The organism is Sphingopyxis macrogoltabida, assembly GCF_001314325.1.
In the GTDB taxonomy this organism is placed as follows: domain Bacteria; phylum Pseudomonadota; class Alphaproteobacteria; order Sphingomonadales; family Sphingomonadaceae; genus Sphingopyxis; species Sphingopyxis macrogoltabida.
Window position 1 is genome coordinate 335,537 of sequence record NZ_CP009429.1, and the last position, 11,815, is coordinate 347,351.

Annotated in this window: 13 protein-coding genes; 5 read left to right on the forward strand and 8 right to left on the reverse strand. The window is 67.4% G+C overall.

The annotated features are described in order from the left end of the window. The first annotated feature begins 116 nt into the window (after window positions 1–116). The gene (gene creD / locus LH19_RS01705) at window positions 117–1,592 is read left to right on the forward strand and encodes a cell envelope integrity protein CreD (RefSeq protein WP_082395374.1); all 1,476 of its coding nucleotides are present in this window, start codon (window positions 117–119) and stop codon (window positions 1,590–1,592) included. Between the two features lie 82 nt (window positions 1,593–1,674). Here creD and LH19_RS01710 read toward each other — a convergent pair whose 3' ends face one another. The 5 genes from LH19_RS01710 to LH19_RS01730 are packed head-to-tail and all read right to left on the reverse strand — an operon-like array spanning window position 1,675 to window position 7,464. Beyond that, window positions 1,675–2,823, reverse strand: coding sequence for an alpha-hydroxy acid oxidase (locus LH19_RS01710; RefSeq protein ID WP_054724360.1), 1,149 nt, complete (start codon window positions 2,821–2,823; stop codon window positions 1,675–1,677). A gap of 19 nt (window positions 2,824–2,842) precedes the next feature. After that, the gene (locus LH19_RS01715) at window positions 2,843–4,114 is read right to left on the reverse strand and encodes an NAD(P)/FAD-dependent oxidoreductase (RefSeq protein WP_054724362.1); all 1,272 of its coding nucleotides are present in this window, start codon (window positions 4,112–4,114) and stop codon (window positions 2,843–2,845) included. Further along, window positions 4,111–4,938, reverse strand: coding sequence for a class I mannose-6-phosphate isomerase (locus LH19_RS01720; RefSeq protein ID WP_054724364.1), 828 nt, complete (start codon window positions 4,936–4,938; stop codon window positions 4,111–4,113). Before LH19_RS01720 ends, LH19_RS01715 begins: the two co-directional genes overlap by 4 nt. A gap of 4 nt (window positions 4,939–4,942) precedes the next feature. Continuing rightward, window positions 4,943–6,589: an amidohydrolase gene (locus tag LH19_RS01725; RefSeq protein ID WP_054724366.1), complete on the reverse strand. Its 1,647-nt coding sequence runs from the start codon at window positions 6,587–6,589 to the stop codon at window positions 4,943–4,945. Continuing rightward, on the reverse strand, window positions 6,586–7,464 hold the full coding sequence (locus LH19_RS01730; RefSeq protein ID WP_054724369.1) for an NAD(P)-dependent oxidoreductase: 879 nt from the start codon (window positions 7,462–7,464) through the stop codon (window positions 6,586–6,588). Before LH19_RS01730 ends, LH19_RS01725 begins: the two co-directional genes overlap by 4 nt. Before the next feature lie 322 nt (window positions 7,465–7,786). Here LH19_RS01730 and LH19_RS01735 point away from each other — a divergent pair, with 322 nt between their 5' ends. Together LH19_RS01735 and LH19_RS01740 are read left to right on the forward strand one after the other, a co-directional pair. Next, window positions 7,787–9,037 (forward strand): threonine ammonia-lyase, encoded by a 1,251-nt coding sequence (locus LH19_RS01735; protein ID WP_054724371.1) that lies wholly within the window; start codon window positions 7,787–7,789, stop codon window positions 9,035–9,037. Then, complete coding sequence (locus LH19_RS01740; protein ID WP_054724373.1) at window positions 9,034–9,429, forward strand: acyl-CoA thioesterase; 396 nt, start codon at window positions 9,034–9,036, stop codon at window positions 9,427–9,429. Before LH19_RS01735 ends, LH19_RS01740 begins: the two co-directional genes overlap by 4 nt. 27 nt (window positions 9,430–9,456) lie before the next feature. Here LH19_RS01740 and LH19_RS01745 read toward each other — a convergent pair whose 3' ends face one another. Continuing rightward, a complete protein-coding gene (locus LH19_RS01745) occupies window positions 9,457–9,789 on the reverse strand; it encodes a hypothetical protein (RefSeq protein WP_145923324.1) in 333 nt (110 codons plus the stop codon). 154 nt (window positions 9,790–9,943) lie between these two features. Here LH19_RS01745 and LH19_RS01750 point away from each other — a divergent pair, with 154 nt between their 5' ends. Together LH19_RS01750 and LH19_RS01755 are read left to right on the forward strand one after the other, a co-directional pair. Then, window positions 9,944–10,372 carry a VOC family protein gene (locus tag LH19_RS01750; RefSeq protein WP_054724378.1) on the forward strand — a complete coding sequence of 143 codons (429 nt, stop codon included), beginning with the start codon at window positions 9,944–9,946 and terminating at the stop codon, window positions 10,370–10,372. Between the two features lie 68 nt (window positions 10,373–10,440). Then, a complete protein-coding gene (locus LH19_RS01755; RefSeq protein WP_082395376.1) occupies window positions 10,441–10,647 on the forward strand; it encodes a hypothetical protein in 207 nt (68 codons plus the stop codon). A gap of 8 nt (window positions 10,648–10,655) precedes the next feature. Here LH19_RS01755 and LH19_RS01760 read toward each other — a convergent pair whose 3' ends face one another. Together LH19_RS01760 and LH19_RS01765 are read right to left on the reverse strand one after the other, a co-directional pair. Further along, window positions 10,656–11,351: a class I SAM-dependent methyltransferase gene (locus LH19_RS01760; RefSeq protein WP_054724380.1), complete on the reverse strand. Its 696-nt coding sequence runs from the start codon at window positions 11,349–11,351 to the stop codon at window positions 10,656–10,658. Beyond that, window positions 11,344–11,802, reverse strand: a complete 459-nt coding sequence (locus LH19_RS01765) for an Rrf2 family transcriptional regulator (protein WP_054724382.1) — start codon at window positions 11,800–11,802, stop codon at window positions 11,344–11,346. Before LH19_RS01765 ends, LH19_RS01760 begins: the two co-directional genes overlap by 8 nt. Window positions 11,803–11,815 lie beyond the last annotated feature (13 nt).

Consider the following 11,815-nt stretch of genomic DNA (forward strand, 5'->3'; position numbering starts at 1 on the left):
CGCCGATGTTGGCAAGCACCGGCAATCACAGGCGCAATCCACCGCAAGCTGCTTGACCATGTCGATGAAGCGTGCAAATCCATCGACGAATTGAACCGATAGGAGAACTCATTCCCATGGCTCAAGCCCCCCGAAATACGTCCGTTCCCGCCGCCGCGCCGCCCGATCCTCCGGCGCGCGGCGAGCGCAGCCCCGGCGTCAAGCTGGTCATTGCGGTGCTCATCGCCGTCGCGCTGATGGTCCCGCTCCTGATGGTCTATGGCCTGCTCTGGGATCGCCAGCAGCAGGCCGAAACCGCGCAAGCCTCGATCGGGCAGGGCTGGGGCGGGCAGCAGACGATCGCCGGGCCGGTGATCGTCATTCCCTATCGCGCCACCGAAACGCAGACGGTCACCGAAAACGGCCGCGACGTGACGCGTTCGGTCAACATGATCCGCAACCTCTATCTCTCGCCGCAGAGCAACAAGGCCGAGGTGACGATCAAGCCCGAGAAGCGGAAAAAGGCGATCTACGAAACCGTCGTCTATGAAAGCCAGATCGCGGGCAGCGCCGAATTCGTCCTGCCGGCGGATATCGCGCGCTATGGCGTGACGCGCGATGCGCTGATGCTCGACCGCGCCGAGGTGCGGCTGGGGGTCAGCGACGCGCGCGGGCTGGTCGACGGCAACAGCCTGAGCATCGACGGCAAGCCGCTGGCACTCCAGCCGGGCAAGGGGCTGCTCTCGACCGGCAATTCGGGGACCTTTGCGTTCGTCGACTGGAGCGCGGCGGCGCCGATGAAGATCGATTACCGGGTCGGCGTGCGCGGGCTCGGCGATTTCAAGCTGATCCCGCGCGGGGTCGACACGCGCTGGACGGTCAAGTCGAGCTGGCCCAACCCGAGCTTCGGCGGCGATTTCCTGCCGGCGAAGCGCAATGTGACGGGCAGCGGCTTTACCGCGACCTATGCGATCCCCAACCTCGCGCTGGGGCAGGCGCAGGTGCTGACCGGCGACCTGTCGCCGCCGGTGTCGACCAATTATGGCGGGCGCGGCTACGCCGAATCGGTGCCGGTCGAGGTCGCGGCGGACACAGCCGTCGAGGCATCGGGCGGTACCGCAAAGGCGGTCGCGATCAGCCTGATCGAACCCGTCGACCTGTACAGCCAGGTCGATCGCAGCATCAAATATGGTTTCCTGTTCATCGGCTTCACCTTCGTCGCCTTCCTGATGTTCGACATCATCGCGGGGGCGCGGGTCGCGGCGGCCGAATATCTGCTCACCGGCGTCGCGCTGGTGCTGTTCTTCGTGCTGCTGCTCGCCTTTGCCGAAGTGATCGGCTTCACGCCCGCCTATCTGCTGGCGTCGGCGGCGATCATCGGGCTGCTCGCGGCGTATAGCGCGGCGGTGCTCAAGAGCTGGAAGCGCGCCCGCTTCCTCGCCGCGATGCTGATCGGGCTCTACGCGCTGCTCTATGTCCTGCTCAACCTCGAGGCCTATTCGCTGCTGATCGGGTCGGTGCTGATGTTCTTCGCGCTCGCAGGCGTGATGTACATGACGCGCAACATCGACTGGGGCGGATTGGGGAAGAAGGAGGAGGCGATTGCCGCATAGGTTGTGCCCCGGCGAAAGCCGGGGTCCAGCGATAGCGTAAATTTCGTGGGCCCCGGCTTTCGCCGGGGTTCACTCTATTTGGTCAGCGCCAGCGCAGATTGTGGGGGCCGAGATCCGCGAGGGTCTTGGCCCCCATCAGCTTCATCCCGCGCTCGATCTCGGCGCGGAGCAGCCCGATCGCACGGCTGACGCCATCCTCGCCCGCCGCGGCGAGCGCGTAGAGGTAGAGCCGGCCGCCCGAACAGGCCTTCGCGCCGACCGAGAGCGCCTTCAGGACATGCGTACCGCGGGTGATGCCGCCGTCGCAGATCACCTCGATCCGGTCGCCGACCGCGTCGACGATCTCGGCGAGCGCGTCGAAGGGCGAAATACTGCCGTCGAGCTGGCGTCCGCCATGGTTCGACACCATGATCGCGGTGGCGCCGATATCGACCGCGCGTTTTGCATCCTCGACCGCCGCGATGCCCTTGAGGCAGAAGGGGCCGTCCCATTGCTTGCGGATCGCCTCGGCTCGCTGCCAGTCGAGGCTCTGGTCGAGCATCGAGGTAAAATATTCGGCGACCGACTTGGGGACGCTCGACCCTTCGGACACATGCGTCGCGAGGTTGGGCAGGCTGAATTTCTCGCGGAGGACATAGTTGAGCCCCCAGCCGGGCTTGATCGCGTAGCTCAGCATGTTGCGCGCGGTAAAGCGCGGCGGCGAGGTGAAGCCCGACCGCAGGCAGCGTTCGCGGTTGCCGCCGACGATCGTGTCGACCGTCAGCGCGACGGCATCGAACTTCGCAGCGCGCGCGGCGTCGAGCATCGCCTTGTTGAGCCCTTCGTCGTGGTGGACATAGAGCTGGAACAGCTTGGGGCCGTCGGTGAGCGCGCCCGCCTCGGCGAGGCCGATCGTCGCGAGGCTGGAGATGCCCGCGACGGTGCCGGCGTTCGCGGCGGCGCGGAGGACGGCGCGTTCGCCCTGCCAGTGGAACAGGCGCTGAAGCGCGGTCGGCGACAGGAACAGCGGCATCGCCATCTCGCGCCCAAACAGCGTCGTGCGCATATCGATGCTTTCGACCCCGGCGAGGACGCGGGGAACGAGGTCGCAGCGGTCGAACGCATCGCGGTTGCGGCGGCGGGTTACCTCGTCGTCGGCCGCCCCGTCGATATAGTCGAACACCGGCCAGGGCAGACGGCGTTTCGCCAGCGCGCGGAAGTCGTCGATATTGTGGCAGTCGGTCAGGCGCATGCTTCCCCCCGGGGCGAAATCAGGATGGCGGCGGAGGCGGCGTGACGATGCCGCCCGTCAGCCGGGCGAGCGCCCAGCGCGGCTCGACCGGGCGCCCGGCGTCGGCGACATGCGCCGCGACGCGCGCGCCGATCGCGGGCGCCAGCGCGAAGGCGCGTCCCGCGGCGCCGCCGACGACCCATGCGCGCGGATGGTCGGGCAGACGGTCGAGCAGCAGGTCGCCGGTGGCGGTGCGGCAATCGTGCACCGCGGCGCTGGCGACGACCGGCGCGGTGCCGATGCGCGGCAGGCGGCTCGCGAGCCACTGGCGGACATCGGCGAGTGCGCGTTCGTCGGCGCGGCGGTCGAAGCTGTCGGGATCGACGCTCGCATCGCCCATGCTGCGCCAGCAGCGCACGCCCTCGCCCTCGATGTCGGGAAGCGCGGTAAAGCCATAGGCGCGGTCGATAAAGGCGGGCATCGCGGGCGGGCGATATTGCAGGTCGCCTTGTCCGGGGCCGAAATGGAAGACCTGGCTGCGCACCGCCGAAAGCCGCTGCGGCGTCAGCAACTGCGGGAAGAGTTCGGTGAGCCAGGCGCCGCACGCATAGACGATGCTGCCCGCGGTGCCGCCGTCGGGGAGGACATAGACGTCGCGGCGCTTGTCGCGGAGTGGCGCGGGCATCACCACCGCTTCGGGTTCGACCTGCGCGTCGAGCAATGTTTCGAGGACGCCGCGGCGCCCCGCAAGCATTGCGCCCTTGTCGGCAATATAGGCGGCCTCGCCCGGGTGCCAGGCGATCTGGGTGAAGCGGTTCCGCAGCTTGTCGCCGCTCTCGCGCTCGCTGCCGCGCGGTGCAACGGCCGCGTCGGTTGCGGCGAGCGTCGTCAGCGCCTGGCACGGCGTCAGGATCGGCAGGCTGGCGGTGTCGGAAAGCCGGTCCCACGCGTCGCGGCTGTCCGACACGAGGCCGGCGTACAGCGCGTCGCCGCCCTGCGCCGGGTCGAGCAGCATCGACGGCAGGTTCGACGCGGCGCGGCCGTTGCCCGCGCCATAGGCGTCGAACAGCCGGACGCTTTTGCCCTGCCGGACAAGGTGCCACACGGTCCACGCGCCGAGCGCGCCGGCGCCGACGACCGCGACGTCGACATGGCTCTCTGGCGCCTTGGCGCCCCTGCGCTTGCGCGATTTGCGCGGCTCGGGCGGATCCTTCGGTTTCGGTTCCTTCTTCTCCCTTGCCGCGGCGCCGACCGCGAGTGCGGCGGGAACGGCGGCGAGCGATGCGAGCAGTTTGCGGCGATCGAGGCTCATGCGACGGTCGCCCAGGCGATGAGGGCGCGGCCCTTGCCGGCGAGCATGGCAAGCCCTGCCGCATCGTCGAACAGCCAGCATTCGCCGGGCCGCCACGGCTCTCCTTCGATCTCTCCCGAACCGTCGACGGGGATGAACCAGACGGGGCTATTGGCGCCGAGATCGGGAAGCGCGGCGAAATCGTCGAGGTGCGCATCGACAAGGCCGAATTTCGGGCCGTCGACGAGGCGGTCGATGCCGACCGCGATCGGCGTCCGCAGGTTCGGCGTCAGATAGGGACCGGGCTCGGCGCAGGCCATCGCCTCCTCGAGATGCAGGTCGCGCGGGCGGCCATAGTCGTAGAGGCGATAGGTGATGTCGGCATATTGCTGCACTTCGATGAGCGCGAGACCACCGCCGATCGCGTGGATCGTGCCGGGGGTGACGTGGAAATGATCGCCCGGCGCGACGGGTTTCCAGTCGATCAGTTCCTCGATGCTGCCGTCGAGCGCGGCATCGCGCAGTTCTTCGGGCGTGACGCGCTGTTCGAGGCCGAGGCCGATCGCCGCGTCGTCTTCGGCATCGAGGATCACCCACGCCTCTTCCTTGCCCTGCCGCGCGCCGACCGCCTGCGCCCCGGCGTCGTCGGGGTGGACCTGCACCGACAGCGCTTCGGAGGTGAAGAGATATTTGATCAGCAGCGCCGGTTCGGGGCGCCCTGCCGGAAGTTCGAACCAGATTTCGCCGATGCGCTCGCCCGCGGCATCGAACAGCGGGCCGATGTCGGTGCGGCCCCACGGCTTGGCGACGCGGCGGGGCGCGAGGCGGGTAGCAACAGCGGACATGCGATCATTCCTTCCGCTTGTAATAGCGATATCCCCCGATCCAGGTTTCGAGCGGCGCCATGCGGCGGATCTCGTCGGGGCTCGCCATCAGCGGATCGCCGTCGACGATCAGGAAGTCGGCGCGCATTCCGGGCATCAGCGTGCCGAGCCGGTCCTCGGCAAAGGCGGCGAAGGCGGCGGTGCGGGTGAAGCCGTCGAGCGCGGTTTCGCGCGTCACCGCTTCTTCGGGATGCCAGCCGCCGAACGGCTGCCCCGCAGCATCGGTGCGCGAAATCGCGGCGGCGATGCCGGGAAAGGGGTTCGAGCTTTCGACCGGCACGTCGGAGCCGAAGGCGAGGCGGACGCCGGCGTTTTCGAGGCTCCGCCACGCATAGGCGCCCTTGAGCCGGTCGGGGCCTAGCCGGGCCTCGGCCATCAGCCGGTCCGACGGCTGGTGGATCGGCTGCATCGAGGCGATGACCTTCAATTGCGCGAAACGCGCAATGTCGGCGGGGCCGATGACCTGCGCATGTTCGATCCGCCAGCGCCGCTCGCCGGGCAGGTCGGCGGTCAGATCGCCGATCGCGGCGAGCGCTTCGGCATTGGCGGCATCGCCGATCGCGTGGATCGCGACCTGGAAATTGTCCATCGACGCGCGCACCATCTTGTTGCGGAGCTGCGCGGGGGTCAGCAGGGGCAGGCCCTTTTGCCCCGGCGCGTCGCTATAGGGCTGTTTCAGCCACGCGCCGCGCGAACCGAGCGCGCCGTCGAGATAGAGTTTGACCCCGACCATGCGCAGCCTGTCGTCGTACAGCCACGGCGTCGGTTCCTGTCCGGCGATGATCGCCATATTGTCGATGTCGGCGCCGTAGCTGAGGATGCGGATCGCGAGCTGTTTCTTGTCGCCGGCGCGGCGAAACGCCTGCCAGTCGGCGATCGTCGTGCCCATGTCGGCGATGCTGGTGATGCCCTGTTCGAGCAGCTTTTGCTGCGCCAGATAAAGGGCGCGGTCGAGGTCGCGCGCTAGCGGCTTGGGCTTTGCATTGTTGACCAGCGCCATCGCCGCATCGACGAACACGCCGCTCGGCTTGCCGTCGGCCATCTCGATGCGGCCGCCCTCGGGCGCCTTGCTCGTCGCGCTGACCTTTGCCGCTGCCATCGCCGCGCTGTTCGCCCAGCCGGCATGGCCGTCGATGCGTTCGAGCCAGACGGGACGGTCGGGAACCGCGGCGTCGAGGTCGGCGGCGGTCGGGAAACGGCCGAGGCCCCATTTTTCCTGATTCCAGCCCGACCCGATGATCCACGGCATTTCGGGGTTCGCCGCGGCATATTTGCGGATTGCCGCCTGTGCCTCGGCAAGCGATTTCGTCTCCGACAGGTCGAGCAGCATCAGCGAGAAGCCGAAGCCCATGACGTGGCCGTGCGCGTCGATCATGCCCGGAATCAGCGTGCGGCCTTTGCCGTCCTCCCTGAAATCGGGACGTTCGGGGCGCTTGTCCTTGCGGTCGAGGAGCTGTTTGACCTTGCCGTCGGACGCGATGACCAGTCCGGTGAAGCGGACGAGCTTGCCGTCCTTGTCGAGCGTGATGCCGTTGACATTGTCGACGAGCGTATCGGCCTGTGCCGGTACGGCGACCAGTGACAGCAGCGCGGCAAGGGCGAGGTGTTTCACTTGGGCAGCCTCGTCACCAGCGAACTCGTGTCGCGGCGGCCATGACCAGCCTTTTGGACGTCGGCATAGAATTGGTCGACGAGGCTCGCGACGGGCAGCGTTGCGCCGTTGAGGCGCGCTTCTTCGAGCGCGAGGCCGAGGTCCTTGCGCATCCAGTCGACCGCGAAGCCGAAATCGAATTCGTCCTTCGCCATCGTGCCCCAGCGGTTGAGCATCTGCCAACTTGCCGCGGCGCCGCCCGACACCGCTTCGAACACCTTGTCGGTGTCGAGGTCCGACGCCTGCGCAAAGCGGAGCGCCTCGGACAGCCCCTGCAACACGCCGGCGATCGCGATCTGGTTGACCATCTTTGTCGTCTGTCCGGCGCCGGGGCCGCCGATATGGACCATGCGCGCGGCATAGGCGCGCATCACCGGTTCGGCGGCGGCGAAGGCTTCGGGCGTGCCGCCGCACATGATCGACAAGGTGCCGTTCTGGGCGCCGGCTTCGCCGCCCGAGACGGGTGCGTCGAGGGCGAGCAGCCCGAGCGATTCGGCCTCGACCGAAAGCTGGCGGGCGATGCGCGCCGAAACGGTGGTGTGGTCGACGAACAGCGCGCCCTTGCGCATCGCCGCAAAGGCGCCGTCGCGGCCCAGCGTGACCTGTGCGAGGTCGTCGTCATTGCCGACGCACGAGAGTATGACGTCGGCGTCTTTCGCCGCTTCGGCCGGGGTCGATGCCGCCGCGCCGCCATACTGTGCCACCCAGGCGTCGGCCTTGGCACGGGTGCGATTATAGACGGTGAGGTCATGCCCCGCCTTGACGAGATGCCCCGCCATCGGTCCGCCCATGACGCCGGTGCCGATGAAGCTGATACGCAATTTTTGTTCGCTCATGCGCGGTCCATAGCATTGTTTGCTTCGCGCGCTAGATGGAGGAGCCTGTCTCAAGGGAATGGAAGCATCGAGACGGAGCCAATTTGGGTTCAGGCCTAGGCGCGAGGAGGGGGCGATGTGGTGCATCGGCTCCGACGAGCAACGCAGGGCTGGGCCCAAATTGGCCCGCCGCTTCGCGGTCACCGGGAGGTGTGCGCTGGCGGCGTCGGCTCGGTTGCCCGGGCTTCCGGCCCGAGCTGCCCTCGCCTCCTACCCAGCGCGCACCTCCCGGTGATCTCGATGCTTCCATTCCCTTGAGACAGGCTCTAGGGCTCCTGTCGTTATGACAGATCAACTCACCCTGACCTCCGCTGCCGATTTGCCGGCAATCACATTGGACGATGTGCGTGCGGCGGCGGGGCGAATTAACGGCGCGGTGGTGCGGACACCGACGCTGAAGTCGCAGACCCTGTCCGATCTGGTCGGTGCCGAGGTGTGGCTCAAATTCGAGAATCTGCAGTTTACGGCAGCGTATAAGGAGCGCGGTGCGCTCAACGCGCTGTTGCTGCTCGACGATGCGGCGAAGGCGCGCGGGGTGATCGCGGCGTCGGCGGGCAACCATGCGCAGGGCCTTGCCTATCATGGCAAGCGGCTCGGCGTGCCGGTCACCATCGTGATGCCGAGCACGACGCCGCAGGTGAAGGTGTCGCAGACCGCGAGCCATGGCGCGACGATCGTGCTGTTCGGTGAGAAGTTCGATGACGCTTATGCCCATGCCCGCGAACTGGAAGTCGAGCGCGGGCTGACCTTCGTTCATCCGTTCGACCATCCCAATGTCGCGGCGGGGCAGGGGACGGTGGCGCTCGAGATGCTCGAGGACGTGCCCGAGATCGACACGCTGATCGTGCCGATCGGCGGCGGCGGGCTGCTTGCGGGCATGGGCACCGCGGCGCGCGGGATCAAGAATGATGTGCGCCTCGTCGGCGTGCAGGCCGAGCTGTATCCTTCGATGTACGCCGAGCTGAACGGCGTCGACATGGCGTGCGAAGGCGACACGCTGGCCGAAGGTATCGCGGTGAAGGAACCGGGCGCCTATACGCGGAGGCTGGTTGCCGAGCTCAACGACGATATCGTGCTGGTCGCCGAACGCCACCTCGAGCGCGCGGTCAGCCTGCTGCTCCAGATCGAGAAAACGGTGGTCGAGGGTGCGGGGGCCGCGGGCCTTGCGGCGATGCTCGCGCATCCCGAAGAATTTGCTGGGCGCAAGGTCGGGCTGGTGCTCACCGGCGGCAATATCGACACGCGGCTGCTCGCCAATGTGCTGCTGCGCGACCTCGCACGCTCGGGCCGCATCGCGCGGCTGCGCATCCGGCTGCAGGACCGTCCCGGCGCGCTGTTCAAGGTGATGAAGCTGTTCGACGAGAAACAGGTCAACATCATCGAAATCTATCACCAGCGCATTTTCACCACGCTGCCGGCCAAGGGCCTGATCACCGACATCGAATGCGAAGCGCGCGACCGCGAGCATCTCGACAGCCTCGTCGCCTCCCTCCGCGAGGCGGGCTATATGGTGACCACCGTCGAACTGGCATGAGGGAGTTTACGCGCGAGTTCGTCGCGACGCCCGAGAGCATCGACGAGCTTGGCCATGTCAACAATGCGGTCTGGGTGCAGTGGATCCAGCAGGTCGCGACCGGCCATTGGGACGCGGCGGCGCCGGAAAGCCACAAGCTCGCCTATATCTGGGTCGTGGTGCGGCACGAGATCGACTATCTGCGCGCGCTTGGCCCCGGCGAGACGGTGACCGCGCGAACATGGGTGGCCGACAAGCCGCAGGGCGCGAAGTTCGACCGCTTCATGGAATTCACCGGGGCTGACGGCAAGGTCCATGTGCGGGCGCGAACGGTGTGGGCGTTGCTCGACAAGGCGAGCGGCCGGCCGCTCCGGGTGACCGACGAGATTGTGGCGCCTTTCCTGGACGACTAGCGGACAGTTGCGCGGTGCACGCCGCGATCAGCGCGCCGCGATCGCCACGCGGTGCCGTTCGACCCAGCCTTTGGCGCAGGTCGACGCATAGCGGACGTCGAGGCCGTTTGCCGTCCCGCGACAGCTGTGGCGCCCCTGTGCGAAATGCACCCACAGCCAGTTGCCGCGCGCGCCGCAGACGAACACCGGCGTGCCGCGGCCGAGCTTGCCGACCTTGCCCGAGGCGATCGTCGGGGTGCGGTGGACGTTGGTCTTGCGGCTGCTCGTATCGCCCGCGATCACCGCATAGGAGCAGACGCCCGCTGGTGCGGCCGCGCCGCTTTGCGCCGCGAACAAGAGGGCGAGGGGAGCGAGGATCATGGTGCGGACCTTCCTGTCGATACGGCGGACGTGTCCCGCGCAGGGCACCGGCCATCCATATTCGGATGCGTGCCGATCCACCAGCGTGAAGCGTTCGTGTCGATGGTGGAACTTTGGGCAGCCCGATCGGTAAGTCCGCCGAAGGAGAAGCGGAATGGAAACGATGGAACTGCATCGCGGCCGGCTGATCGATCATATCCAGCTCGTCGTTGCCGACCTTGCCGCGAGCCGCAAATTCTATGGCGCGATTTTCGATGTCCTGGGAATCCCGATCGGCGGCGAGGCGGCCGAGCATTTCTGGTTCGACGAGTTGTTCGTTTCGTCGGTCGACAGCAAGGAATCGCTCGGGGAATTGACCGGACGCCATCACCTCGCCTTTCAGGCCGCCGATCATGCGATGGTCGACGCCTTCTACCGGGCCGGCCTTGGCGCGGGCGGCCGCGACAAAGGCGCGCCGGGCAAGCGATCCTATCATCCGGGCTATTATGCCGCTTTCCTTCTCGATCCCGACGGGAACAATATCGAGGCGGTCCACCATGGCGCGGCGAAACGCAGTGCGGGGTCGGTGGTGATCAATTTCTAGCCGCGATTATCGGCACGGCTTCGCTTCGCGCTGGACAATGTCGGCGGCGCATCGCTACCGGGCGCGTCATGGGTATCGTTGCGACAATCATGAACACCGCCACCGGCCAGCCGATCCAGAAGATGAGCTTTGGCCGCATGCCGAAACCATGGGCGAGCTTTACGCTCGAGACCGGCGAGCTGGTCACCGCCGAACGGATCGACGTCGGCAAGCCGGCGCCCGGAAAATTCGTCGCGCCGGTCAGCGTCTGGGTGACGGTGAAACCGCGCGGCTGACGCCGGTCCTAGGCATAGCCCACCCAGCCGCGCCAGGTGAAGGCGGCGTAGAATTGCTCGACGCCCGTGAAGCCCGCGGCGCGCAGCACCTCCTCGTCAGCTTCGGGGCTCAGCATCGCGACGTGGGTCGCGACGGCTTCGCGCCCCTTGGCGACCTGATCGGGGTCGCCGCCCGAGGCGATGGCATAGGAGGCATAGCGGTCGAGCCAGCGGTCGCGGTCGCCCGCGCCTTGCGGAAAGCTGCCGTGCGCGGCGACGAAAGGCGCACCGGGCTTCAGCCGGGCGCGGATTTCTGTCGCGGTACGGATACGCTCTTCGCGTTCGAGGAAATGCAACGTCAGGAGGCAGGTGGCGCCATCGAATGGGCCCGCAGGCGCGTCGTCGATATAGCCTTCAATGAACTCGGCGCGCGCCGCGTGCGGACCCATGACCCTTGCCGCGAGGTCGAGCATCGGCCCCGCCGGATCGACCCCGGTGAAGCGCCAGCCCGGATGTGCCTCGGCCATCGCCTTCATCTCGCTGCCGCCGCCGGCGCCGAGGACGAGGATATGCGCGTCCTCTGGCACGCGCTCGGCGAGCAAAAGTCCGGTCATGCGGTGCAGGCCGTCGAGCCCGGGGACGAAGCGCCGCGGCCCTTCGGTATAATTTGCGACCGCAGCCGGGTCCTTGAAGCTGTCGAGGAAATGCTGGGCGCCCTTAGCCATGAATATGCTCCTGTTCTGTCATGTTCCGCGCGGCCATCCGCGCGTGAAAATCGGCGGCGAGTTCGGCGAGCGTGACCCCGGCGAAGCGGTCGAGCAGCAGCGCCTCGGCGTCGCGGAAGCTGGTGTCGAGTGCGGCATTGACCGCCTGTTCGACAAGGCAGCCCGGCGCGTCGGTGCGGTTGCCCATCGCCATCAGGTGCGGACGGCCGATCGCCTCATAAACGTCGCGCATCGTGATCGACGCAAGATCGCGCGCGATCGTCCAGCCGCCGCCATGGCCCTTTTCGCTGTGGACGAAGCCCGCTTCGCGCAATCCGCCGAGGATGCGGCGGATGACGACGGGATGCGTCTGCATCGCCTTGGCGAGCTGGTCGGAGGTCAGCGGCTCCGCCTGTTCCGCCATATGGAGGAGGACGTGGAGCACGCCCGACAATCGGCTGTCGCGTTTCATGTAACTTTACATA